We start from the raw sequence: 23,523 nt of genomic DNA, 5'->3' as shown, positions 1-23,523 counted from the left end.
ATGGAGTACTGCCTGTTCATCGAGCCCCAGCAGGGTGCCGACTACGAAACCCAGCTCGCCTTCGCCCGCGCCGCGGAGGACGGCGGCTTCGACGGCTTCTTCCGCAGCGACCACTACCTGCGCATGGGCGGCGGTGACCCGCTGCCGGGGCCGACGGATGCCTGGACCACGATCGCCGGTCTCGCCCGCGAGACTTCGCGGCTGCGGCTGGGCACGCTCGTGTCCTCGGTGACCTACCGACAGCCGGGCGTACTCGCGATTCAGGTTGCTCAGGTCGACGCGATGTCGGGTGGCCGCGTCGAGCTCGGCCTCGGCACCGGCTGGTTCGAGCGCGAGCACCGGGCGTACGGCATCCCCTTTCCGGCCAAGCGCTTCGCCCTGCTCGAGGAGCAGCTGGAGCTGATCACCGGCCTGTGGTCGACGCCGGCCGGTTCGCCTTACTCGTTCGCCGGACGCCACTACCACCTCGAGGACTCCCCTGCGCTGCCCAAGCCCGTGCAGGACCGCGTGCCCGTGATCGTCGGCGGCGCCGGACCGACCCGGACGCCGGCGATCGCCGCGCGATTCGCAACGGAGTTCAACATCGCCTTCCAGTCCGACGAGGTGATCGCCGACCGGTTCCGTGGGGTGCGCGAGGCCTGCGAGCGGATCGGGCGCGACCCGGCCACGCTGAAGCTGTCGGTCGCGCTGACGACCATCACCGGTGGCGACCGCGCGACGCTCGAACGCCGGGCGGCGGCAACGGGCAGCGACCTCGCCTCGTTCGAGGCGGGACCGGTGTTCGTCGGCACCGGCGCCGAGATCGCCGAGACGGTCGAGCGCCTGCGGTCGCTCGGGGCTCAGCGGGTGTACTTCCAGGTGCTCGACCTGTCGGACATCGACCACGTGCACGAGCTGGGCGCGGAGGTGCTGCCGCACCTGCCGCGATGAGCGGCGAGATGCCGCCCAGCGTCATCACTCTGCTCGGGGCGGCGGCGGCGATCAGGCGTACAGGCCGGTGAGCAGATCGTCGAACAGCGAGATCTCGTAGGTCTGCTGCCGCGACATCTGCTGCGCGAGCGTGCTGACCCGGGTGATCGCTACGGCATCGACGGCGGCGTCTGCCATATGCACCCCGCCGACGTGGTGGGCGCGCATCAGCTCGAGGAACTCGCGCCCCTTCTCGATGCCGGTCAGCTCGGCGAGGCGGCGCATCTGGGCGTGGGTCGCGAGGCCGGGCATCGATGCGGCGGGCGTCTCCATGCCCATCCAACCCATCACCGTGTCGGGCGGCGCGGTGCTCTGGCCCCACTCGGCGAGCCACGCGTGCATGAGCCCGCGCTCGTACGACTGGTTCTGCAGGATCTCGGCGGCCGAGTTCTGCACGGCGCCTCCGGTGTCGGCTCCCAGCACGCGCTGGCACATCGCCACGGCCTGCTCGTGGTGGAACGCCATGTCGGTGCAGAAGCCGAGGTCGGCATCGTTCGGCACCGCGGCATCCGCCGTCGCAGCCCCGGAGGCACAGGCCGTCAGCCCCACGCCCGCCAGGGCGACCACCGACCCGACCAGGAAGCCCCGCCGGTCAGCGGATGCGGCGGAGCGCTCAGCACGTCGCACGGCTGATCACCCGCGGCCGCTGGGCAGCGCACCGTCGGCGACTTCCCCGTGATAGCAGCCGAGGATGTACGGGAAGGTGGTGGTCGTGTAATAGCGGTACTGACCGTCGGCGTCGACCCGCCCGTTGCACTCGTCCAGATCCCCCGAGCCCTCGACGTAGCTGTGCGCAGACCAGGTGTCGGTCGCGAAGGCGGATTCGTCGGTCAGCTGCCAGCTGCTGGTGAGCTGTGTCATCGACGTGCACCCCTCGTCGGCACACACCAGGCCCGACATGATGGGGTATCCGTCGGCCGCCCACCCGACCAGGATCGGATCACCCGACTCGACCTCCTCTGCCGAGTACAGGCAGTCCACGCCGTCGGCCCAGCCGAACAGGTGCATGTGGAACGCGCCCGGTCCGTTGTGACTGCCGCACTCCGACAGCGCACCCACCAGCGAGAGCACGTCGCCTCCCGTTCCTTCGGTCGGGCCGAAGATCGAGACGCCGTCGACCGCGACGCCGATGGCGCCGAGCCGCGGGACGTCATCGGGGCTGGGATCCGGGTCCTCCTGCGGCTCGGTGGGCAGCGTGAACGTCTGCTCGACCTCGTTGGGCGAACCGGGCGTGGTCGCGATGTATTCGTAGTCGGGGATCGAGTTGCTCACCACGACGATCGCGTCGCCCGCGCAGGTCGCCTCCAGCGCGGGATCCGCGAGGTCGGGGTTGGCTGAGACGACGTCTCGGAACGTCGCCGCGGTCGCGTCGCAGTCGCCGGTGGTCGGACCGAACACCGTCGCGGCCGCCGTCGTCGCGGTCGGAGACGCGTCGGCCGTCTGCTCCGCGGCTCCGCTCGTGTCCGCGGAAGTGTCGGCGGCACTGTCGGCGCACCCGGCGAGCGCGATGAGCACCGCGGCGCACAGCCCGATGGCCGCACTGCGCCTCAGTCGGGAAGATGTGGAGATCATGGTCACCTCTCGGGGGAATCGAGGGCCGACGCTACGGATGCCTCCTATGCGGGAGTGATGTGTTTCGCATGCCTGCGATCTCAGAGCGCCCCGCCCGCGCGCAGGCGCTACCCCCGCCGGGCGTCGAAGAAGTCGCGCAGCAGGGCGGATGCCTCGTCCTCGGCGACGCCCGCGACCACCTCCACGCGCACGGGCAGACGCCGATCGCGCAGCACGTCGTACATCGACCCCGCGGCACCGGTCTTGTCCTCCCACGCCCCGAACACGACCCGGGAGATGCGCGACTGAAGGATCGCCCCGGCGCACATCAGACAGGGCTCCAACGTGACGGCCAGTGTCGCTCCCTCGAGGTTCCACGAGCCGACGGATGCCGCCGCCCGCCGCAGCGCGACGATCTCGGCGTGCGCGGTGGGGTCCGCCTCGACCTCGCGCGCGTTCATCCCCTCGCCGATCACCCGGCCGGCGGCATCCGCGACGACCGCCCCGACCGGCACGTCGCCGGCGGCACCGGCCTCGCCCGCCAGCTCGAGCGCACGCCGCATCAGTGCCGCATCCCCCGCCGTCGCCGCCATGCCCACGGCCCCAGCGTAGCCAGCGGCATGCCGGCGCCGTGCCCTAACCTGAGCGTATGCGTGTGCACGTCGCCGACCATCCCCTCATCACCCACAAGCTCACCGTGCTGCGCGATGAGCGCACCCCATCGGCGGTGTTCCGCCAGCTCACCGAGGAGCTCGTCACCCTGCTGGCCTACGAGGCCACGCGCGGCGTGCGGGTCGAAGAGGTCGACATCCGCACCCCCGTCACCGAGACGCGCGGCGTGCGCATCGCCACACCGCGGCCGATCGTCGTGCCGATCCTGCGCGCCGGGCTCGGGATGCTCGAAGGCATGGTCAAGCTCATCCCCACCGCCGAGGTCGGCTTCCTCGGCATGGTGCGCAACGAGGAGACGCTCGAACCGTCGACGTATGCCGAGCGGCTTCCGGACGACCTCAGCGACCGGCAGTGCTTCGTGCTCGACCCGATGCTCGCCACCGGCGGATCGCTCGGGGCGGCCATCGACTTCCTCTTCGCGCGTGGCGCGCAGGACGTCACTGCGATCTGCCTGCTCGCGGCCCCCGAAGGCGTCGAAGCCATCCACCAGCAGGTCGGCGACCGCGACGTGACCCTCGTGCTCGGTTCGCTCGACGAACGCCTCAACGAGAAGGGCTACATCGTGCCCGGGCTCGGCGACGCCGGAGACCGCCTCTACGGCACCGTCTGACGCCGACTCACGGGCGCGTCGCGCGCCCCCAGCGTCGATCGCGCAGGCCCGCCTTGTCGGTGGCGGCGAAGGCCCCGGCCGCGAGGGCGTAGAACACGATGTCGGCGACGATCTTGCCGGCGAGCAGTCCGAGGATCGGGTCGGGCAGCAGCCACACGCCGAGCAGTACGGCCACCGGGCGGATCAGCAGGGTGTCGAGCAGTTCGGCCGGACCGAACTCGGCGACCAGCAGCAGGCCGGTGCGGCCGATCGCGCGACGCCAGCCGAGGGCGACGTGCGACTGCTCGGTGTAGATGGTCACGGCGAGCACGGTGTAGAAGCCGACGATCTCGCCGATCAGCGCTGCGGCGGCGATCGCGACCGGGTTCGTCGTCCACGCCGTCACACCGAAGCCGGCCAGCACCATCGCTGCGGTGCCCACGATCTCGGCGGGGAGGTAGCGCGCGATCCAGAACGCGAGCCCACGCCGACGCTTCGGGATCGGCGGTGTCGTCGCCGTGGTCGCAGCCGTCGCGGGCGCAGGAGCGAACACCGGTCCGGCGGTCGCAGGGGTCAGAGTTGTCATGGCGCTCTCCCTTCCCCCGAGAAGAGCGAGCGGACCCTGCCGTGATACAGCACCGACAAGATGCGGCGCGGCATCCGCCCCTCGCCGAACGGATGCCGCGCCTGTGCGCGTTGGCGCTCAGCCAGGCTACGTCGATCGGTCTTCGAGCCGGACGGGGTTGACAGGCGACCAGCGGCGGTCTAAGTCTCGTCGTCGAGCACGGGGCCCGACGGTGCCCGACGACCGGTCTCCTGCTCCCAGAACTCCAGCTGCTGGGTGAGCGCCTTCGCGAGTTCGAACACCTGCTCGGGAGGGATCCGGATGCGGCTCACCACGCGCGCCGGCACGATGGTGCGCCGCTCCCCCGTCTCGGGGTCGGTCTGATCGCGGGGCGGCTGGGCGAGCGTCAGGAAGTCCATCACGAAGACGGTGGGGGTGTGCCACACGTTCGCGAAGTCGGCGTACGACCCGGGGATGACATCGGGCGGCAGGTCGATCTCGAACTGGCGGGGTGCGTCGTCGGCCATGGAAGCCTCCGTTCGGATGCCGAGAGTCTACGCGCGGGCCCGGATGCGCGTGCGTCGCTCACGCACGACCGATGAGGCGTGCGAACCCGCTGAGCCGCGCGACGCCCTCGGGCGTATAGGGCAGGTCGTCGAGCAGTCCCGGGGAGTGCACGAGGTAGGCGGCGTGCATCGCCCGCGAGATCGCGACGTTGAGCCGGTTGCGCAGCAGCAGGAACTCGAGCCCCCGCGGCGCATCGCGTCCCGACGACGCCGCCAGCGACACGATCGCCACGGCGGCCTCCTGGCCCTGGAAGCGGTCGACCGTGCCGACCGGCACCGCCCCGAATCCGGCGTCGGCGAGGGCCTCCTCCACCGCCACCTGCTGGGCGTTGTACGGCGTGACGACGATCAGGTCAGCGGGCTCGAGGGGCCGCGGGTCGAGGGTGCGTGACACGCCGTCATCGTCGGTCGCGACCGGCGTCCAGGCGCGCCCGACGAGGTCGTGCACGAGGGCGACGACCGTCGCCGCCTCTTCGAGGGACTGTGTCGCGTTGCCGCGGTGGCGCACGGGTACGGCGTGCACCCCGGGCTCGACACCGTCGAGCGTGCGCTGGGCTGTCGACGGATGCGCGGCGAGTTGCCCGCCGTACGACAGACGTGACACCGCACTCGCCACCTCGGGGTGCATGCGCCAGGTGCGCGCGAGGAAGTACCCGTACTCGGGCGGGATCACGTCGGCGCCGTCGATGACCCAGCCGAGCGCCGAAGCGTCCACGGGCTCGGGGTGCGTTCCCTGGCTGACCTGCGGCAGTTGCTGCGGATCGCCCAGCAGCAGCAGGCGGGAGGACGCCTGAGCCACCGCTATCGTCGAGGCGAGTGAGAACTGACCGGCCTCGTCGATGACCAGCAGGTCGAGACCCCCGCGTGCGACACGGCGCTCGTTGCTGAAGTCCCACGCGGTGCCGCCGACCACGGCGCCATCGCGGTACTCGTCGAGGAACGCCGCCATGCCGTTCTTGGGGAACGGCGTGTAGGGGATGCCGTCGGCGTCCGGCTTCTTGGGTGCCTTGCCGACGCGCGCCGCCGGCACTCCCGCCGCGATGACCCGGCCGAGCATGTTCTCGACGACCGCGTGCGACTGCGCGACCACGCCGATCCGATAACCGTGCTCGCGCACCAGCCGCGCGATGACGTGCGAGCCCACGTAGGTCTTGCCCGTGCCGGGCGGTCCCTGCACGGCGAGATAGCTGCGGTCGAGATCGACGATCGAGCGGACGATCGCGTCGACGTCGTCGCCGCGCGACGCTGCCAGCGCTCCGGAACCGGTACGCGGCGGGCGACGGCGCAGGATGTCGGTCGCCGGATCGAACGGGAGCTTCGGGTCGGCGGCGATGACGGCGTCGGCCCACGCGTCGATCGCCGTCTGCTGCGACGCCGCCCTCGGCGGGGCGGCGGGGGTCAGCGCGACCGGCAGCGTCGACCACGTGTGCTCGTCGACGGCGAACTCCTCGACGAGCGCACCGTCGTCGAGCACCTCGCGCACTGTCACGCGATGATCGGCATGGATCCACCGCGGCGATGCCGTGAACGGGAACGGCACCGGCAGCTCGTACAGCGCGAACGGTTCACTGCCCTCGCTCAGCCGTGTGCCGGGCGCGAGCTCACCGCGCAGCTCGATGACGCGTCGCTCGACGCGCGCACCCTCGGGGCGATGCCAGTCCTCGACGACTCGACATCGCGACGGGTCGAGCACGACGACGTCGCGGGTCTCCTCCCAGATCGAGACCGGCTCGCGAAGACGCAGGAAGTGCGTCGCCCAGAACGACGCCGCCTCGCGCGGATGGTAGTCGAGGGCTGCCGCCGCGAGACGCAGCGTCTGGGCATCCGGCGATTCGGGATGCCGCAGGGCGGCCAGCTGCTCGAGCGAGACCGCTCTCGCCGACGGCTCGTACGCGGCCTCGTTCTGCGCGAGGTCGACCGCGGGAACGAGCCCGCCCTCGCGGGCGCGGTCGACCAGCCAGTCGCGCAGCCGCAGCGTGGACACGCAGTCGTAGCGGTTGTAGTCGGCCAGGTCGTCGAGGATGCGCTGGGCCTCGGCGGCGTCGGTGGGCTCGCCGGTGTCGTGCAGCGAGCGCGCCTTGACGTACTGGACGATCGAGTCGTCGCCCTTCTGCACGTCGGCGGTACGGACCTGGTCGCCCATGTACAGCGGCTCGAGCTTCTTGATCGAGTACGACCGAGACCCGACGCGCAGGGCGCGGCGCACGACGGGGTACAGGTCGACGAACACGCCGTCGCGCAGCAGCCGCGCGACCTCGGCCTCGCACGTGCCGTGCCGGGCCGCCATCGCGAGCAGATGGGTCGGCTCGTACGGGGCGTAGTGATAGATGTGCATCGACGGATGCTGCCGCCGCCGCAGCCCGACGAACGCGATGAAATCCTCGAGCGCGCGCTTCTCGTCGGCGAAACTGTGCGCCCACAGGGCGGAGTACGTCTCGGTGCGGTCGACCCACCCGAACAGGTAGTCGATCCCCCAGCGCTGCTCGCCGTCGAGCGCCCCGCCGACCTGTTCGGTGTACAGAGGGTCGCCCTCGAAGTCGAAGAACAGGTCGCCGAGATCGGGACGGGGAAGAGCGCCGAGCGCCTTCGGCTCGACGACCTCGTAGTGCGGCACCGGGGCGGGGCCCTCGACGGGACCGGCGGGCACCGTGACCCCGGCCGGGCTGTCGAGCTGCAGCCGTGCCTGGGTGCGCAGCATCGCGAACGTGTCGGGACTCATGCCGTCGGGCGCCGACGCCGCGGCGGCGAGGTCGTCGATCGTCGTGAGGCCGGCGGCGCGCAGGCGCACGCGCTGGGTGGGACGCATCCCTGCGATCAGCAGCAGATCGCGGGCCGCGATCACCTCGGCGTCACATGTGGCGCACCGCCCGCACGCCATCACGTCGAGGTCGCCGCGGGCGTCGCCCCACGCGATCGGGGCTCCGCCGGCGCCCTCAGCGAGTGCACGGTCGGCGATCAGCGCGCGCAGTCGCTCACGACGCAGCCGGAAGACCGGCAGGATGTCGTCGACCTCGTGCGCGCTCGTGGTGCCGTCGCCCAGGATGAGCTCGACGCGGTCGGCGCGCGGGACGCCCATGCGGTCGAGCTGGTCGACGTAGGCGGCGAGCTGCATGAGCGCCGTGACCCGCGCGCGGCGGGCGAGCTTGGTGTCCTGCACGATCCAGCGGCGATCGTCGTCACGCACGAGGAAGTCGGCGAAGCCCACGAAGTCGCCGTCGGCCAGAACCGCCTGGTACACGACCTCGGCATCGGACGCGAGCGCGTCGCGGGTGAGGGCGGCGGCGTCGGCGAGCGCCGCGGCATCGGCCGAGTGCGTCTCGGGCACGATCACGACGGCGTCGCCGTGTCGGGTCACGTACTCGTCGAGCACTCGCCGCTCGTGCGCGGTGCCCAGACGCGCGGCACGCTCGAGGGTGAGGTCTTCCGGTTCGACGACCGCGTCGATCCTGCCCAGCTTGGCGTCGATGGCACGCATCCACGCGAACTCGCATTCCGCAGCGGCCTTGAGGTCGCTCGCCGACCAGACGATCCGGCCCTCGTCGTGGATGTAGCGCATGCTCCCCTTTCCGCCCTCGACGATAGCCCGCACCTGCGACGTCCCCGCCGCGCACCCGTGGAGATGCCAGACTGTGGACATGGGACTGCCGTTCTCGAGTGCCTACCGCCACGGATTCGCGCGCGTCGCCGCGTGCACGATCCCGGTCGCCGTCGCCGATCCGGCGACCAACGCCGCGACCGTCCTCGAGACCGCGGAGGCCTGCGACGCCGATGCGGTCGCCGTCGCCGTGTTCCCCGAACTGTGTCTGACCGGGTACGCGATCGACGACCTCGTGATGCAGGACGCGGTCCTCGACGCCGTCGTCACCGCGATCGAGGGTCTTGTGGCGGCATCCGCTGAGCTCTTCCCGCTGCTCGTCGTGGGCGCTCCGCTGCGCCATCGCAACCGCCTCTACAACTGCGCCGTGGTCATCCATCGCGGCGAGCTGCTCGGCGTCGCGCCGAAGTCGTACCTGCCCACGTACCGCGAGTTCTACGAACGACGCTGGTATGCCCCGGGCGACGATCAGGCGGGCGAGGACATCCGCGTGGGATCGCTCGAGGCGCCGTTCGGCCCCGACCTGCTGTTCGAGGCGCTCGACGTGCCCGGCCTCGTCGTGCACGCCGAGGTGTGCGAAGACGTCTGGGTCCCGATCCCGCCGTCGTCGTCGGCCGCCCTCGCCGGCGCCACCGTGCTGTTGAACCTCTCGGGCAGCCCGATCACGATCGCCCGCGCCGATGACCGCAAGGACCTCTGCCAGTCGCAGTCGCTGCGCTGCCTCGCCGCCTACGCGTATGCCGCCGCCGGCATGGGAGAGTCGACGAACGATGTGTCGTGGGACGGCCAGACCCTCGTCTACGAAGGCGGGATGCTGCTGGCCGAGACCGAGCGCTTCCCCGATGGGCCGCGCCGCTCGGTCGCCGATGTCGACCTCGACCGGCTGCGCCAAGACCGCATCCGGCAGGGCACCTTCGACGACAACCGGCGCACCCATGCACCGGCGATGCGCACCGTGCACTTCGAGCTCGACCCGCCCGCGGAGGATGTGGGCCTGCGCCGCGCGCTCGATCGCTTCCCCTTCGTGCCCGACGATCCCGGCCGTCTTGCCCAGGACTGCTACGAGGCCTTCAACATCCAGGTGTCGGGGCTCGTCCAGCGCATGACCGCGATCGGCGGCCCGAAACCGGTCATCGGGCTGTCGGGCGGCCTCGACTCCACCCACGCACTGCTGGTCGTCGCCCGGGCGATGGACCGCATGGAGCGGCCGCGCAGCGACATCCTGACATTCACGATGCCGGGATTCGCGACCAGCGAGCACACCAAGGCGAACGCGCACGCCCTCGCACGCGCCGTCGGAGCGACGATGGAGGAGATCGACATCCGGCCCGCCGCGACCGAGATGCTCGAGCGGATCGGGCATCCGTTCGCCGACGGCGAGCCGGTGCACGACATCACGTTCGAGAACGTGCAGGCGGGCCTGCGCACCGACTACCTGTTCCGTCTGGCGAACCAGCACGGCGGCATGGTGATCGGCACATCGGATCTGTCGGAGCTCGCCCTCGGCTGGGCGACGTACGGCGTGGGCGACCACATGAGCCACTACGCGGTCAACGCGGGCGTGCCCAAGACCCTCATCCAGCACGTGATCCGCTGGGTGATCTCCCACCGCGGCGACGAGGGCGCAGCGGCGCTGTCCGACGACGCGCGCGACGTGCTGCAGGCGGTGCTCGACACCGAGATCTCGCCCGAACTCGTGCCGGCCGGACAGGACGGCCGCATGCAATCCACGGAAGACCGCATCGGCCCCTACGCGCTGCACGACTTCGCACTGTTCCACGTGCTGCGCTACGGCATGCGGCCGTCGAAGATCGCCTTCCTCGCCGAACACGCGTGGTGCGATCCGGATGCCGGGGCGTGGCCCCCCGGGTTCCCCGACGAGGACCGGTACGGCTACGACCTCGCGGCGGTCGCGAAGTGGCTGCAGGTGTTCCTGCAGCGGTACTTCGCCTTCGCGCAGTTCAAGCGCTCGGCGATCCCCAACGGGCCGAAGGTCTCGGCCGCGGGCTCGCTCTCGCCGCGCGGCGACTGGCGCGCCCCGAGCGACGGCAACGCCCGCGCCTGGATCGCCGAGCTGCACGCGGCGCTGCCCGAACTCGTCGAGGAGTAGACGCCGCGGCGGCGAGGCGAGATGGGAAGACGCGCGACGGTGGTCGGCAGCGGGCCGAACGGTCTCGCCGCGGCGGTAGCGCTCGCCCGCACCGGATATGACGTGCACGTCGTCGAGGCCGCCGACTCACTCGGCGGCGGCGTACGGACCGCCGAGCTGACGCTGCCGGGCTTCCAGCATGACGTGTGCTCGGCGGTGCATCCGGCCGCACTCTCGTCGCCGTTCTTCCGCGCATTCGGCCTCGCCGAGAAGGTCCCCTGGATCTCGCCCGACATCTCGTACGCCCAGCCTCTCGACGACGGGCGCGCCGCCGTCGCATGGCGCGACCTCGACCGCACCGCCGAGGGTCTGGGCGCCGACGGCGACGTGTGGCGCGCGGTCGTGCGGCCGTTGAGCAGTCACCTCGACGCCGTCGTCGACTTCACCGGTGCGCAGCTGCTGCGCATGCCGCGGCATCCGCTCACCACGGCGCGGTTCGGTCTGCGCACGCTGCAGCTCGGGTCGCCGTGGGGACCGCGCACGTTCCGCACCGAGGAGGGCGCGGCGCTGCTGTCTGGCGTGCTGGCCCACGCGAACACGGCCCTGCCGAGCGTCGGGGCGGCCGCATCGGGGCTCTTCCTCGCGGCCCACGGACACGCCGGGGCCGGCTGGGCGTACCCGCGCGGCGGCGCACAGCGGATCGCGGACGCCCTGATCGACGACCTGCGTGCGCACGGCGGCACGACCGCGACGGACACGCACGTGGCGCGCCTCGCCGATCTGGACTGGGGCGACCCGCGCCGGGGTGACGTGCTCGTGTTGGACACCTCACCGAAGCTGCTGCTCACCGCGGCCGACCTGCCCGCGAGGTACGCGGCAGCGATCCGGCGGTACCGGTACGGTCCCGCCGCGGCGAAGGTCGACCTCGCGTTGGACGGACCCGTTCCCTGGCAGAACCCGGATGTGGCGGCGTCTCCCACCGTGCACCTCGCCGGAACGGCGGCCGAGGTCGCGGCGAGCGAGAACGCCGTCGCGCGCGGTCGGGTGAGCGACCGCCCGTACGTGCTCACGGTGCAGCCGTCTGTGCTCGATCCGACGCGCGCGCCCGAGGGCTCGCAGACCCTGTGGGCGTACATCCACGTGCCGGCGGGCTCGGCGATCGACCCGACCGAGCGGGTGCTGAGGCAGCTGGAGCGCTTCGCGCCCGGAGTGCGCGAGCGGGTGATCGCCTCACGGGCGATGACCGCCGCCGACCGCGCGTCGTTCAACCCGGCCGACATCGGCGGCGACATCCTCGGCGGTGCCTTCACCGTGCTGCAGGCGATCCGCCGACCGGTGATCTCGGCCGCGCCGTGGCGCACCCCGCTGCCCGGTGTCTACCTCGCATCGGCGGCGACACCTCCGGGTCCGGGTGTCACCGGCATGCCGGGCTGGTACGCGGCCCGGCAAGTGCTGCGCGACGTCGACGACCTGCGCCTCGAACCCGCCGATCTGTTCCGGATGTGACATGGTGGACGGCTTCGCGGCGGTCGACTTCGAGCTCGCGCGGCAGGTGCTGCAACGCGGGATCGCGGCGCTGTTCCTCGTCGCCTTCGTCTCATCGCTGAACCAGTTCCCCGCCCTGCTCGGCGAACGGGGGCTGCTTCCGGCACCGCGGTTGATGGAGTGGGCGGGTTCGTCGCCCCGCGCGGGGCGCATGCTGCGGCCGACGCTCTTCCGCTGGGTGCGGTACACCGACCGGCGCCTGCGCACGCTGTGCGTGATCGGCATCGTCATCGCGGCGACGCTGGTGGTCGGCATCCCGCAGCTGGGACCGCCCTGGGTGCCCCTGCTGTGCTTCCTCGCACTGTGGTTCGGCTACATGTCGATCGTCAGCATCGGCCAGACCTTCTACGGGTTCGGGTGGGAGATGCTGCTGCTCGAAGCCGGCTTCCTCGCCGCGTTCCTCGGCTCGGACGATCAGCCGCCGCCGACCGTGACGATCGTGCTGCTGTGGTGGCTGGTGTTCCGCCTCGAGTTCGGCGCGGGGATGATCAAGATCCGCGGTGGACGCGAGTGGCGCGACCTCACCGCCCTGATGTACCACCACGAGACCCAGCCCATGCCCGGTCCGCTCAGTCGGCTCGCGCACCTGCTGCCGGCATGGTTCCATCGAGCAGAGGTGCTCGGCAACCACGTGGCGCAGCTCGTCGTGCCCTGGTTCCTGTTCGCGCCGCTGCTGGGGCTGTGGCTTCCCGGACCGTGGCCCGCGATCGTCGGCACGGCCGCGGCGGCGATCATCATGGCGACGCAGCTGTGGCTCGTGCTCACCGGCAACTTCGCATGGCTGAACTGGGCGACGATCGTGCTCGCGTTCTCGGCGGTCTCGTTTCCGGTGCACGGTGCCGAGGAGGGCGCGGGGGGCGTGCTTCCGCTGTGGTGGATCGTGGTGACCTCGGCCGTCGGCGTGCTCTACGTCGCGCTCAGCTGGCCCGCCGCCCGCAACCTCGTCGCGCGGCGGCAGCTCATGAACGCGGCCTTCAATCGATGGCAGCTGGCGAACGCCTACGGCGCGTTCGGCACCGTCACCAAGCGCCGCGTCGAGATCGTGGTCGAGGGAACGACCGACGACGATCCCCGGACGGCGCACTGGCGGGAGTACGCGTTCAAAGGCAAGCCGGGAGACCCGCGGCGGTTGCCGGGCTGGTTCGCGCCGTACCACCTGCGGCTGGACTGGCTGATGTGGTTCCTTCCGCTCGGTCGGTCGCTCGACGACTGGTTCACGACGCTTCTTGTGCGGCTGCTCGATGCCGACGCACCGACCCTGCGGCTGCTGGCCGACGATCCGTTCGGCGGTGCGGCGCCGACCTGGGTGCGCGCGGTGTCGTACCGCTATCGTTTCGCGAGCCGGGCGGAACGCCGTCTGCACGGCGTGCGCTGGGTGCGCGACGATCGACGCGAGGTGGTCGCGCCGATCAGGATGCCGCGACCCCTGCGCCCTGGTGGATGACGCTGGGTCCCTCGGCAGTGGCCTCGACCAGCAGCTGAGCCGGCAGCTGCTCCTTCATCGCGGCGACATGGCTGATGAGACCGACCGTGCGTCCGCCCTGACGCAGCTCGTCGAGCGTGCGCATCGCCACGTCGAGGGTCTCGTCGTCGAGCGCCCCGAAGCCTTCGTCGATGAAGAGGGTGTCGAGCCGCACGCCGCCGGCGCGACCGGTGACGACCTCGGCGAGCCCGAGAGCGAGCGACAGCGACGCGAGGAACGTCTCGCCGCCTGACAGCGACTGGGCGGGCCGCGCCTGGCCGGTATGGGCGTCCATGATCTCGAGCCCGAGACCCGACGCGGCGCCCCGGGCAGCGCGGGCGTCGGAGTGCTGCAGGCGGTAGCGGCCCGCAGACATCTCCTCGAGGCGCACGTTGGCCGCAGCGACGATCTCTTCGAGCTCGGCCGCGAGCACGAACGACTCGAGCGTCATGCGATGGGTGTTCGGCGCGCGCCCGGCGACGGTGTCGGCGAGGCGCACGATCACGTCGAGGTCGCCGGCCGGGCCGGCGACGGCGGTGTGCGCGGTGCGCGCACGTTCGGCGAGGTCGGCGAGCCGCGCCGAGCGCTGCGCGGCGTGCGCTGCGGAGTCGACGGCGGCTGCCCATGCGTCGCGCGCGGCGGCCAGAGCGGCGGTCGCCGGCGCGAGGTCGAGCAGCTCGTCCTGCTCACCGGCGAGAGCGAGTTCGAGGTCGCGCAGCCGCGCCCGTTCGGTCTGCAGCGCCGACTCATGTGCGCGGACCCGATCGTCGATGCGTGCGCGCTCGGCGGCGTCGCGGAGGGCGGACGTCGCCGCCGAGTGGTGGTCGAAATCGGATGCCGCAACCCGCGCGTCACGGTCGGTCTCGGCCTGTGCGGCGACTGCCGCCGACGCCGAAGCCGACGCGATCCGGTCGGCCAGCCGCACGGCCGCGTCTCGGCGAATCGTCTCGTGCTCGATGCGTTCGGCGACCGTCGCGAAGTCTCCGCGCGCGGCTTCGACCTCGGCTCGTACGCGAGCCCGCTCGGCCGACCCCACGTCGACCGCGGTGCGCAGCTCCTCGAGGCGCGCCGACACCGTCGTCCGCTCCTGGGCAGCAGCGGTGTCGGCGGCGACCACCTCGGCGCGCTGCTGCGCCGTCCGATCCCGCACGGCGCAGGCCTCGCGCGCCGCGGCCAGAGCGGCATCGGCTTCGGCGAGCAGCACATCGAGCTCGGCGGTGGTCGCTCCGCCAGCCCGCGCCACGGCGTCGACGTGGGCGGACCGGGCTGCGGCCGCGGCCGCAGCCGACGTCTTCTCGGCGGCGGCGGCCGCATCGCGAACCGACTCGGCGGCCGCGATCGCCTCGTCGGTCACCGGCTCGGCGTCGCCCCGCGCAGGATCGGGGTGCGCGGTCGACCCGCACACCGCGCACGGTTCGCCGTCGACGAGCGCGGCGGCGAGTTCACCGGCATGACCGGCGAGCCGCCGGCGCAGGAGATCGGTGACGTGGGCGCGGGCGCGGTCGTGCGACGCGGAGTCGTGCAGGTACTGCGCCTCAGCGGCCGTAAGCTGCTCGGCCAGCCGCTGCGCTTCGGACGCGGCACTGCGCCGTGCCGCGAGATCGGCACGGCGTTCCTCGGCGGCGGGCAGCGCCCCGGCCGCCTCGCGCGCGTTCGCCAGCTCGACGTCGAGCGTCTCGAGCAGGGCGGGCACCGCGGCGCGTCGGTCGTCGATCTGTGCCGCGGCGGACGTGAGCTCCTCGACGGCTGCACGGTCTGCGGCGAGCTGCTGGTCGAGGGTCGCGAGCCGGCGTTCCTCTTCGCGCGCGGCCGCCCACACCGCCAGGCCGCCGGTGAGCTGTTCGACTTGGGCGCGCAGGGCATCGATCGCGTCGTCGCCGGACCCGCCCACCGAGCACCACTCGGCACGGGCCTCCTCGACCGCCTCCTCGGCAGCGCGCGCGGCGGCGCGATCCCGCTCGGCGTCTTCGATGGTGGCACGCAGGGCCTCGGCGGCGATCGCCCGCTCGAGCAGGACGCGATCGGCCGCGACCGACTCGGCCTCCGCCTCGAGCCGTGCGAGCGCCGCACGCGAGATCGAGCGCTGCTCCTGCTGCTCGCGCACCTTCGCGAGGGCGCGGTGACGCTCGTCCGCGGCCCGGTGTGCGGCGTCGGCGGCGTCGCGCTCGCGCACGAGGGTCTCCGCACGGTAGGCGGCGCGCTGGGCGAGCACCTCGATCGCGGCCAGACGTGCCACGATGTCGCCGGCGGACGCATCGCCGTCGGCCACGAGGTCGCCGCCGACCACCTCGGCTTCGTCGAGCAGCATCCCCACCGTCGCGAGCGCCTCATCGACCTCGCGCTCGGCGGCGCGACGACGCTGCTCGAGCGACTCCTGGTACTGCTCGTACGTGCGCGTGCCGAACAGGCGTCGAAGCACCCGCTGTCGATCGTCGTTGCGGGCGAGAAGGAACTCGGCGAAGCGGTTCTGAGCGAGGAGGATCACCTGCAGGAACTGCTGCTGGCTGAGCCCGAGGATCTCGTCGAGCTCATCAGCCACGTCGACCGGGCGTGCCGCGCGCCCCTGCCAGTGTCCGTCGACGAACTCGTGGAGCTCGGCACGATGCGGCTCGGTCGTGAGGCCTTCGCCGCGCTGCTTCGGACGCTCGTACTCGGGTGAGCGCGTGACGCGCCAGCGTCGCCCCGCCGCGGTGAACTCGACGCTGACCGACGTCGGCTCGTGCGGCTCGCAGTGGTCGCTGCGCAAGCGCTTGTGCATGCCGTCGTACCGCGGCACGCCGCCGTACAACGCGAAGCACACGCCATCGAGCACGCTCGACTTCCCCGCGCCGGTGCGCCCGGCGATGAGGAAGATGCCGTCATCGGCGAAGGCGTCGAAGTCGACGACCTGACGTTCGCGGAACGGACCGAACCCTTCGAGCTCGAGCCGGTGCAGCCTCACGCGCGCGCCTCCGCGAGCGTGCGTTCGTCGATGACGTCGGCGATGAGCTGCGCCTCGCGCTCGGATGCGCCTTCACCGGCCCGCACATGCTGCAGGAATGCGTCGACGAGGTCGGCGTGCGACCGCGCCTGCGCCTGACGCACCCGCCTCGCGTAGGTGAGACCGTCGCCCTCGGCGACGCGGTCGGGCAGATGCATGACGGTCGCGCAGTGCGGAAAGCGAGCCTGCAGTCGGCGCATCGGCTCGCGTTGCGGCGTGGCGTCGGTGTACTGCGCGCACACCCACGCGTCGACGAGGTCGGCGTGGGCCGGGTCGGCGAGAAGCTCGTCGAGCGGCCCACGGATCGTGACCAGGCGGCGCGGCACGGGCAGGTCGAGCCACGCGACCCCGCCCAGCCCCCTCGCGTCGAGGTCGACGAGCCACGAACCGCGCGGCTTGTCGCCCTCGCCGAAGCTGTAGTGCAGAGGTGCGCCGGCGTAGCGGATGCCCGGGGCGAGGGTCTGGCGGCCGTGGATGTGACCCAGTGCCGCGTAGTCGACCCCGTCGAAGACCGAAACCGGCACGACGTCGAGACTGCCCTGCCGGATCTCACGCTCGACCCCCGCGGTGGCCTCGACCCCCGCGGCGAAGCAGTGCGCGATCACCACCGACCGCCCGCCGCGCATCTCGAGGTCGGCCCGCACGAGGCCCATCGCGTGTTCCATGACCGCCCGCTGCGAGCGCAACGGCACATCGGGCCACCGGTGGCGGACGAGCACCGGCTCGAGGAACGGGATGCCGTAGAAGTGCACGGGTCCGTGTTCGTCGTCGAACGTGATCGGTGTTCCCACCGTGGCGGGGTCGGTCACGATGCGGATGCCGTCACGCAGCAGCGCGGCCTGGAAGCCGAGCCTCGCCGCGGAGTCGTGGTTGCCGCTGGTGACGACCACGCGCGCCCCGGCGTCGGACAGCGCGGCGAGCGCGTCGGTGAGCAGCGTGTAGCACGCGGCGGCGGGTGCCGCGGAATCGAACACATCGCCGGCGACCACCACCACGTCGACACCGTGGTCGCGCACCTGATCGGTCAGCGCCGTGAGAACACCCCGCAGCGCGTCCACGGTCGAGTGACCGTGGAACGACCGGCCGATGTGCCAGTCGGAGGTGTGGAGGATGCGCATGCGAATACGGTACGTTCGGGCCCCGACATCGACGGCGAGGCAAGCCGGGGATGCCGGCATCCGTCCGCCACGGCGGGAACGGTCGACTTGTCGCGAACGAGTCCGATCTGGTCGAATGGGGCGCACGACCCGGGGACGGTCCCGGGGAAGCCGACCGGATGGGAGCCGCGTGCGACAGCCGATCCGTGCCGCCTTCTGGGTCGCCGCCTACCTGCTGCTCGCTCTCGCACCTTTGATCCTCAGCCTCATCCAGCTCGATCCCGGTCGCGGCTTCTGGGTGAACCTCTCGGTGGCTGCGGGTTTCGTCGGTCTGTCGCTCATGGGACTGCAGTTCCTGCTCGCCGCCCGCAGCGTGCAGGTGACGGGTGTCTTCGGCCCCGATGTGATGCTGCGGTTCCACCGCGGCATGACGGTTCTCATCGCGGTGCTGATCTTCGCACATCCGATCATCCTGTTCGTGTGGGACCCTCGCTTCCTCGCGCTGCTGAACGTCTTCGTCGCGCCCACGCGCGCGCAGTTCGCCGTGGCTTCCGTGCTCATGCTGATCGCGCTGATCGCCACCTCGATCTGGCGCCGGCGACTTCACCTGCGCTACCCGACCTGGCAGGCGGTCCACGCCGCGCTCGCCGTCGCGATCGTGGTGACGGCGCTCGTGCACGTGCTGCTGATCGGCTACTACGTCGACCAGCCGTGGGAGCGCGCGCTGTGGATCGCCTACTCGATCGCCTTCATCTGGATCGGCATCTGGGTGCGCATCGTCCGCCCGGTCCTGCACTGGCGTCGCCGCTGGCGGGTCGTCGGAGTGCGCGACCAGCCGACGGGCGCGCACACCGTCTCGCTCGAACCGGCCGACCCGGCGGCCCACGGCCCGGACGGCTTCCGCTTCGAGGCCGGCCAATACGCGTGGATCCGCACCGGACGGAATCCGTTCGCGATCACCTACAACCCGTTCTCGTTCTCATCCAGCTCCGAGCATCCCGAGCGCGTCGAGTTCACCATCAAGACCGAGAGCGGCTTCACCACCACCATCGGCGACTTGGCCCCGGGCAGGGTCGTGTACCTCGACGGCCCGTGGGGCCAGCTCTCGATGGACCGGAACGAGGGGCCGGGCTTCGTCTTCATCGCCGCCGGCGTCGGGGTCACCCCGATGGTGAGCATGCTCGCCACGATGGCCGACCGCGGCGACACCCGCCCGGCCTGGCTCGTGCTCGGAAACCGCCGCGAGGACGAGATCATCTGCCACGACGACATCGCCGCCCTGGCCGAGCGCATGCCGCAGCTGACGGTCGTGCACGTCATCAGCCGACCGGGCGAGGGCTGGAACGGACGCACGGGACGCATCAGCCGCGTCCTCCTCGACGAGGTGCTCCCCGCCGAGCGCACACGGCTGCAGTACTTCATCTGCGCGTCCGACGCCGTGATGGACACCGCCCAGACCGCCCTGGCCGAGCTCGGCGTGCCCGCCGAGCGGGTGCACGCCGAACGATTCTCGATGGCATAGGGGGCGACGGTGAGAGAGGCGATGGTCACACGGTTCGTGTGGGGGATCTCACTGGTGATCCTGCTCGCGTGCGTCGGGTGGGCGGTGCTGGTCCAGGTCGCGGTACCGGATGCCTGCACCTATCCGACTCCCCCGCCGAACGCCCAGTACCTCCACTGCGACTGACACGGCGGGTATGCGGGCACCGCGACCGCACGGGGACGTATCGTGGAATATGGCGCCTTCCACAGACTCCGCACCGCGTTCCACCGTCGTCGCCCTCGTGGGCGCAGGCAGCGAGACCCTGCTGAGTGGTCTCGCCGACGTTCCCGCGATCAGCGTCTTCTCGCTGCGCGAGAGCGAACCCGACCTCGCCGCGCGGCGCGTGGCCGCAGCATCCCGCCCCTACGTCGTGCACGACGCCGACCCGCTCGAGCACGTCGCCGCGGCGTGGGTCGAGCTCTTCGAGGAGCGCGCGACGCTCGGCACGCTCGATGTCGAGGTCGAAACGATGCTGGAGCGATTCGCCGACGGGTCGGCGATCATGCCCGACTACTACCTCGTGGCCGGTCCCGAAGCGACCGAGGGTACGTGGCGGCACTGGTGGCTCGGCGCCCTCGCACACCGTGCACCGTCGCGCGTGCTGCCGGTCGAAGCCTCTGACATCGCCGTGCGGCGGCAGCTGCGGGCCCTGCCCTCATCACGCCCCTGGCCCGACCCGGGGAGCTGGCTGACCCGCATCCAGTTCGACATCCCCGACCGCGTCGGCCTGCGCGACCACGACGCCGCCTGACCGGCGCGGCGGTCAGGCGGACTTGACCTCGTCGACGAGTCCGTCGAGCTCGTCGTCCTCGACCTGTACACCCGCCTGCTCCAGGCGCTGCGCGAGGATGTGGCGAACGCTCTCATGCTCCTGATCGGCGGCGTCGATGCGCGTCTGGGCGACGATGCCGGCGATCTTCTCGGAATCGGGCGCGTTGTTCTGCGCCAAGATGGGCTGATCCTGCTCGGAACCGTCCATCTCGTGCTGCGTCTGGCCGCCCGAGAGCGTGCCGTCCGCGTCGTCCTGCCCGTGGTGGTCGGCACTGCCGTGGTGTTCGTCCATGGTGGACCCCTCCCGTCGGCTTCCATCGTCGCGCCGACGTCGTCGACCGCGACGGGGGTTGACGAACCGGGGGCCGCGGGGTACGACGATCGCGTCAGCGCGCCGCAGCGCGCGCGTGGACGATGCCGGCGCGCTCGGGGTGTGCGGCGAACCAGTCCGCGACGTACCAGCAGACCGGGATGACCTCGCGGTCACGGGAGGCCTCGAGTTCGGCGACGACGCGATCGACGAGCTCGCCCGCGTACCCGTGGCCGCGGAACGTCGGCACGGTGTAGGCGCGGGTGAGCGCCATCGTGCGCCCGTCGTCGCGGTAGTCCAGGACGCTCACCAGGTCGTCGCCACGGTGCAGTGTGTAGCGCGACGCGTCGGGTTCGTGGGCGAATCTCAGGTCGGACATCACGTCAGAGTAACCCCGCGACGAAGGGGTCGGCGTCACTCACGCGCGCTGCGGGCGAACACGGCGCGGATCACGAAATAAACGATGACCGCGACCACGGCGACGAGGAGCACCTTGACGATGAACACGAGCAGTCCGGCGAGAAGCTCCACGAGGATCCACGCGATCGCGATCGCGGCGACGACGGCGAGGATGGTCCAGACGGTGCCCTTGTTCATGGCGTCCAGCCTAGGCGGGCAGTGTCCGCTCGGAGATGAGACGTCGGTACCACTCGGCGCTGTGCTTGGGCGTGCGCTCGAGACTGTCGAAGTCCACGCGGACGATGCCGAACCGCTTCGCGTAGCCGTATCCCCACTCGAAGTTGTCCAGCAGCGACCACACGAAGTAGCCGCGCAGGTCGACGCCCTGCTCCATTGCGCGCAGCGCGGCGGCGAAATGGCGTTGCAGGTAGTCCACGCGCAGCGGGTCGGGCACCGATCCGTCTTCGGCGACCTGGTCATCGAAGGCGGCGCCGTTCTCGGTGATCATCAGCGGTTGGTCGGGGAACTGCGCCCGCAACGACAGCAGCAGCTCCTCGAGGCCCTCCGGTGCGATGTTCCACCCCATCGCCGTGTACGGACCGGGCTGCTCGACGAATTCGACGACGCGGTCGCTGCCCGGCCATGCGGTGCCCCCCGCCGCCGTCTTGTGGCCGTCGTTGTGCTGCATCGGCGCGGAGCCGTCCCACAGCCGCACGGTCGCCGTCGAATAGTAGTTGACACCCAGCACGTCGATCGGCTGCGCGATCGTCTGCAGGTCGCCGTCGCGCACGAAGGCCCAGTCGGTGACCTCGGCCGTGTCGTCGAGCAGATCGGCCGGGTACTCCCCGCGCAGCATCGGGCCGGTGAACGCGCGGTTCGCGAGGGCGTCGATGCGGCGCATCGCCTCGGCCGCCCCGTCTCCCTGCCCGCGGAGCACATGGAAGTTGAGCGTCGCGGAGTAGTGCGGCGACCCCGTAGAGGTCGCGCGCAGGGCCTGCAGGGCGCGGCCGTGGGCGAGGTTGAGGTGGTGCACCGCGGCGAGCGCCGCCGCGGGTTCGTGCCGGCCGGGTGCGTGGCCGCCCTGGCCGTAGCCGAGGTACGCCGAGCACCACGGCTCGTTGAGGGTGGTCCACGTGTGCACGCGATCGCCGAGGGCCGCGCCCATGATCGAGGCGTACTCCGCGAACGCGTCAGCGGTCGCGCGCGCAGGCCATCCGCCGGCATCCTCGAGCGGCTGCGGCAGATCCCAGTGATACAGCGTGGCGACGGGGCGGATGCCGCGCGCAAGCAGTCCGTCGACGAGGCGCGAGTAGAAATCGACCCCCGCCTGGTTGACCGGCCCCGTGCCCGTGGGTTGGATGCGCGGCCACGCGATGGAGAACCGGTAGGCGTCCAGGCCGAGGTCGGCCATGAGGTCGAGGTCGCCCTCCCACCGGTGGTAGTGGTCGCAGGCGACATCGCCGGTGTCTGCGTTCCACACCTTTCCGGGCGTCTTGCTGAAGGTGTCCCAAATCGAGGGGCCGCGGCCGTCCTCGTCGAAGGCGCCCTCGACCTGGTACGCAGCGGTCGCGGATCCGAAGGTGAAGTCTGGGGGGAAGGCGAGTGAGGTCACGGAAGTCATCGTGTCATCCCCCGCGTCATACAGCGTCATGATGCCGGATTGCGCCGACATGATTTGACGCACGGCGACCCGGGCCGACATAATCGCGGTCATGACCAACAGCGCACGCTCTCTGTCCGCCTGGGAGGCGAACGGGACTGCCGGCATGATGATGGCCGGCCGCGTTGACCTGTGTTGTCGAATGTGCCGCTGATCCAGCGACACCCCGCCCGGCTCTTTCTCCGCCTCTGACGCGGATGGGCCCCGAGCATCCGAACCGGATTCCGGATGCTCCGCACCCGCCCCTCGAGGGCACCTTCGCAGCACCCGCACCGGGACCGTGATCCCGGCATCCCGCAAGGACCATCATCATGTCGACCACCGCTCTCCTCGACCGCCCCGTCCGTCCCCGACACCTGCGCGCCGTGACCTCGCCGATCCCGACGGCGGCGTCGTCGCGCACGGCCGCCGTGGCAGATCACGCTCCCGCAGTCCCCGCGGCGCCGACCGCACCGCGCGTCGCACGCAACATCCCGGCCGGGACGGCGCCGCGCGGTTTCGCGCTGTACGTCGGCATCGACGAGGCCAAGGCCGAAGCGGACGGCGTCGATCTCGGCACGCTGGTCGCGGCCCTGCGCCGCACGCTGGCCGAGCTCTCGCCGTCGGCCGAGTCGTACGCCACCGTCGCGCTGGCCCCCGAGGGATCGGGCGGACGCGATGTCGACGTCGTACGCCTCGCGTTGCACGAGCCGTCGGCCATCGCCCGCACGAAACAGGACGAGCCCGAAGAGGAAGACCGGGTCGCCGGCGCCGTGGTGGTCGACATCTCACGCAAGCGCGTGCTCGTCGACGGCGAATCGGCGGGTTTCACGTACAAGGAGTTCGAACTGCTGCAGTACCTCGTCCTGCGTGAAGGCCGCACGATCGAACGCACCGAGCTGGTGTCGTCGCTGTGGAACGCCGCCTCCGACGAGGAGGCCCCCGGCGAGCGCACCATCGACGTGCACGTACGGCGCCTGCGCGCCAAGCTCGGGCGCTACGAGGACATCGTGCGGACCGTGCGCGGTGTCGGCTACCGATTCGACCGTCACGCCGACGTCGTGATCCGCTACGGCCACGGCACTCCCTCGCCCGACCGGTTCTGAGGTCGACTCGAGGACCCCGCGAGTTCGACCGCGCCGATCGTCGGGTGCCCACCACATCGACCCGCGATTCAGCGC

Annotated in this window: 21 protein-coding genes; 9 read left to right on the top strand and 12 right to left on the bottom strand. The window is 71.5% G+C overall.

Annotation, left to right across the window (positions count from 1 at the left end; translation table 11 throughout):
• On the top strand, positions 1-930 hold the full coding sequence (locus ABD663_RS14035; RefSeq protein WP_344739586.1) for an LLM class F420-dependent oxidoreductase: 930 nt from the start codon (positions 1-3) through the stop codon (positions 928-930).
• A 51-nt stretch (positions 931-981) separates the two neighbouring features.
• Here ABD663_RS14035 and ABD663_RS14030 read toward each other — a convergent pair whose 3' ends face one another.
• From ABD663_RS14030 to tadA, 3 genes are all read right to left on the bottom strand, one after another.
• On the bottom strand, positions 982-1,596 hold the full coding sequence (locus tag ABD663_RS14030; RefSeq protein ID WP_344739584.1) for a DUF305 domain-containing protein: 615 nt from the start codon (positions 1,594-1,596) through the stop codon (positions 982-984).
• Between the two features lie 6 nt (positions 1,597-1,602).
• The gene (locus ABD663_RS14025; protein ID WP_344739582.1) at positions 1,603-2,541 is read right to left on the bottom strand and encodes a YHYH protein; all 939 of its coding nucleotides are present in this window, start codon (positions 2,539-2,541) and stop codon (positions 1,603-1,605) included.
• Positions 2,542-2,648: 107 nt separating this feature from the next.
• Positions 2,649-3,113 carry a tRNA adenosine(34) deaminase TadA gene (gene tadA, locus ABD663_RS14020; protein WP_425561800.1) on the bottom strand — a complete coding sequence of 155 codons (465 nt, stop codon included), beginning with the start codon at positions 3,111-3,113 and terminating at the stop codon, positions 2,649-2,651.
• A gap of 56 nt (positions 3,114-3,169) precedes the next feature.
• Here tadA and upp point away from each other — a divergent pair, with 56 nt between their 5' ends.
• The gene (gene upp / locus ABD663_RS14015; RefSeq protein ID WP_344739580.1) at positions 3,170-3,802 is read left to right on the top strand and encodes a uracil phosphoribosyltransferase; all 633 of its coding nucleotides are present in this window, start codon (positions 3,170-3,172) and stop codon (positions 3,800-3,802) included.
• A 7-nt stretch (positions 3,803-3,809) separates the two neighbouring features.
• Here the strand turns inward: upp and ABD663_RS14010 are convergent, their stop codons facing one another.
• From ABD663_RS14010 to ABD663_RS14000, 3 genes are all read right to left on the bottom strand, one after another.
• A complete protein-coding gene (locus ABD663_RS14010; RefSeq protein ID WP_344739578.1) occupies positions 3,810-4,367 on the bottom strand; it encodes a hypothetical protein in 558 nt (185 codons plus the stop codon).
• Positions 4,368-4,546: 179 nt separating this feature from the next.
• Positions 4,547-4,873 (bottom strand): DUF3467 domain-containing protein, encoded by a 327-nt coding sequence (locus ABD663_RS14005; RefSeq protein ID WP_344739576.1) that lies wholly within the window; start codon positions 4,871-4,873, stop codon positions 4,547-4,549.
• A 58-nt stretch (positions 4,874-4,931) separates the two neighbouring features.
• Positions 4,932-8,468 (bottom strand): TM0106 family RecB-like putative nuclease, encoded by a 3,537-nt coding sequence (locus tag ABD663_RS14000; RefSeq protein WP_344739574.1) that lies wholly within the window; start codon positions 8,466-8,468, stop codon positions 4,932-4,934.
• 79 nt (positions 8,469-8,547) lie between these two features.
• Between ABD663_RS14000 and ABD663_RS13995 the strand changes: the two genes are divergently transcribed.
• From ABD663_RS13995 to ABD663_RS13985, 3 genes are read left to right on the top strand one after another with little or no spacing between them, the layout of a single operon-like run.
• Positions 8,548-10,617 (top strand): NAD(+) synthase, encoded by a 2,070-nt coding sequence (locus ABD663_RS13995; protein WP_344739572.1) that lies wholly within the window; start codon positions 8,548-8,550, stop codon positions 10,615-10,617.
• 21 nt (positions 10,618-10,638) lie between these two features.
• The gene (locus ABD663_RS13990) at positions 10,639-12,102 is read left to right on the top strand and encodes a phytoene desaturase family protein (RefSeq protein ID WP_344739570.1); all 1,464 of its coding nucleotides are present in this window, start codon (positions 10,639-10,641) and stop codon (positions 12,100-12,102) included.
• A gap of 1 nt (position 12,103) precedes the next feature.
• Positions 12,104-13,585: a lipase maturation factor family protein gene (locus ABD663_RS13985; protein WP_344739568.1), complete on the top strand. Its 1,482-nt coding sequence runs from the start codon at positions 12,104-12,106 to the stop codon at positions 13,583-13,585.
• Here ABD663_RS13985 and ABD663_RS13980 read toward each other — a convergent pair.
• Together ABD663_RS13980 and ABD663_RS13975 are read right to left on the bottom strand one after the other, a co-directional pair.
• The gene (locus ABD663_RS13980; RefSeq protein ID WP_344739566.1) at positions 13,551-16,544 is read right to left on the bottom strand and encodes an AAA family ATPase; all 2,994 of its coding nucleotides are present in this window, start codon (positions 16,542-16,544) and stop codon (positions 13,551-13,553) included. The two genes, ABD663_RS13985 and ABD663_RS13980, sit on opposite strands and share 35 nt — an antisense overlap.
• The gene (locus ABD663_RS13975) at positions 16,541-17,701 is read right to left on the bottom strand and encodes an exonuclease SbcCD subunit D (protein WP_344739564.1); all 1,161 of its coding nucleotides are present in this window, start codon (positions 17,699-17,701) and stop codon (positions 16,541-16,543) included. Before ABD663_RS13975 ends, ABD663_RS13980 begins: the two co-directional genes overlap by 4 nt.
• 169 nt (positions 17,702-17,870) lie before the next feature.
• Here ABD663_RS13975 and ABD663_RS13970 point away from each other — a divergent pair, with 169 nt between their 5' ends.
• From ABD663_RS13970 to ABD663_RS13960, 3 genes are read left to right on the top strand one after another with little or no spacing between them, the layout of a single operon-like run.
• Entirely contained in the window at positions 17,871-19,202 is a 1,332-nt protein-coding gene (locus ABD663_RS13970; protein WP_344739562.1) for a ferredoxin reductase family protein, read from the top strand.
• 9 nt (positions 19,203-19,211) lie between these two features.
• Entirely contained in the window at positions 19,212-19,367 is a 156-nt protein-coding gene (locus ABD663_RS13965) for a hypothetical protein (protein ID WP_344739560.1), read from the top strand.
• Between the two features lie 49 nt (positions 19,368-19,416).
• On the top strand, positions 19,417-19,974 hold the full coding sequence (locus tag ABD663_RS13960) for a hypothetical protein (protein ID WP_344739558.1): 558 nt from the start codon (positions 19,417-19,419) through the stop codon (positions 19,972-19,974).
• A gap of 12 nt (positions 19,975-19,986) precedes the next feature.
• Here ABD663_RS13960 and ABD663_RS13955 read toward each other — a convergent pair whose 3' ends face one another.
• The 4 genes from ABD663_RS13955 to ABD663_RS13940 all read right to left on the bottom strand — a co-directional run bounded on the left by ABD663_RS13955 (position 19,987) and on the right by ABD663_RS13940 (position 22,324).
• Positions 19,987-20,286, bottom strand: coding sequence for a hypothetical protein (locus tag ABD663_RS13955; protein WP_344739556.1), 300 nt, complete (start codon positions 20,284-20,286; stop codon positions 19,987-19,989).
• A 94-nt stretch (positions 20,287-20,380) separates the two neighbouring features.
• Positions 20,381-20,683, bottom strand: a complete 303-nt coding sequence (locus ABD663_RS13950; RefSeq protein ID WP_344739554.1) for a GNAT family N-acetyltransferase — start codon at positions 20,681-20,683, stop codon at positions 20,381-20,383.
• A 35-nt stretch (positions 20,684-20,718) separates the two neighbouring features.
• Positions 20,719-20,901: a hypothetical protein gene (locus tag ABD663_RS13945; protein WP_344739552.1), complete on the bottom strand. Its 183-nt coding sequence runs from the start codon at positions 20,899-20,901 to the stop codon at positions 20,719-20,721.
• A gap of 10 nt (positions 20,902-20,911) precedes the next feature.
• Positions 20,912-22,324, bottom strand: a complete 1,413-nt coding sequence (locus ABD663_RS13940; protein WP_344739549.1) for a GH1 family beta-glucosidase — start codon at positions 22,322-22,324, stop codon at positions 20,912-20,914.
• Between the two features lie 350 nt (positions 22,325-22,674).
• Between ABD663_RS13940 and ABD663_RS13935 the strand changes: the two genes are divergently transcribed.
• Entirely contained in the window at positions 22,675-23,448 is a 774-nt protein-coding gene (locus ABD663_RS13935; protein ID WP_344739547.1) for a winged helix-turn-helix domain-containing protein, read from the top strand.
• Positions 23,449-23,523: the final 75 nt, after the last annotated feature.

It is taken from the genome of Microbacterium awajiense (assembly GCF_039536545.1).
In the GTDB taxonomy this organism is placed as follows: Bacteria; Actinomycetota; Actinomycetes; order Actinomycetales; family Microbacteriaceae; genus Microbacterium; species Microbacterium awajiense.
The sequence above is the reverse complement of the archived record's forward strand: the minus strand, read 5'-3'. Positions and strand labels throughout refer to the sequence as shown.

Bases quoted from the DNA above. Each gene is read 5' to 3' on its own strand.
- ABD663_RS14035 (WP_344739586.1), top strand. From the start codon at position 1: ATGGAGTACTGCCTGTTCATCGAGCCCCAGCAGGGTGCCGACTACGAA.
- ABD663_RS14025 (WP_344739582.1), bottom strand. From the start codon at position 2,541: ATGATCTCCACATCTTCCCGACTGAGGCGCAGTGCGGCCATCGGGCTG.
- tadA (WP_425561800.1), bottom strand. From the start codon at position 3,113: ATGGCGGCGACGGCGGGGGATGCGGCACTGATGCGGCGTGCGCTCGAG.
- upp (WP_344739580.1), top strand. From the start codon at position 3,170: ATGCGTGTGCACGTCGCCGACCATCCCCTCATCACCCACAAGCTCACC.
- ABD663_RS14010 (WP_344739578.1), bottom strand. From the start codon at position 4,367: ATGACAACTCTGACCCCTGCGACCGCCGGACCGGTGTTCGCTCCTGCG.
- ABD663_RS14005 (WP_344739576.1), bottom strand. From the start codon at position 4,873: ATGGCCGACGACGCACCCCGCCAGTTCGAGATCGACCTGCCGCCCGAT.
- ABD663_RS14000 (WP_344739574.1), bottom strand. From the start codon at position 8,468: ATGCGCTACATCCACGACGAGGGCCGGATCGTCTGGTCGGCGAGCGAC.
- ABD663_RS13995 (WP_344739572.1), top strand. From the start codon at position 8,548: ATGGGACTGCCGTTCTCGAGTGCCTACCGCCACGGATTCGCGCGCGTC.
- ABD663_RS13990 (WP_344739570.1), top strand. From the start codon at position 10,639: ATGGGAAGACGCGCGACGGTGGTCGGCAGCGGGCCGAACGGTCTCGCC.
- ABD663_RS13985 (WP_344739568.1), top strand. From the start codon at position 12,104: ATGGTGGACGGCTTCGCGGCGGTCGACTTCGAGCTCGCGCGGCAGGTG.
- ABD663_RS13975 (WP_344739564.1), bottom strand. From the start codon at position 17,701: ATGCGCATCCTCCACACCTCCGACTGGCACATCGGCCGGTCGTTCCAC.
- ABD663_RS13960 (WP_344739558.1), top strand. From the start codon at position 19,417: ATGGCGCCTTCCACAGACTCCGCACCGCGTTCCACCGTCGTCGCCCTC.
- ABD663_RS13955 (WP_344739556.1), bottom strand. From the start codon at position 20,286: ATGGACGAACACCACGGCAGTGCCGACCACCACGGGCAGGACGACGCG.
- ABD663_RS13950 (WP_344739554.1), bottom strand. From the start codon at position 20,683: ATGTCCGACCTGAGATTCGCCCACGAACCCGACGCGTCGCGCTACACA.
- ABD663_RS13945 (WP_344739552.1), bottom strand. From the start codon at position 20,901: ATGAACAAGGGCACCGTCTGGACCATCCTCGCCGTCGTCGCCGCGATC.
- ABD663_RS13940 (WP_344739549.1), bottom strand. From the start codon at position 22,324: ATGACTTCCGTGACCTCACTCGCCTTCCCCCCAGACTTCACCTTCGGA.
- ABD663_RS13935 (WP_344739547.1), top strand. From the start codon at position 22,675: ATGTCGACCACCGCTCTCCTCGACCGCCCCGTCCGTCCCCGACACCTG.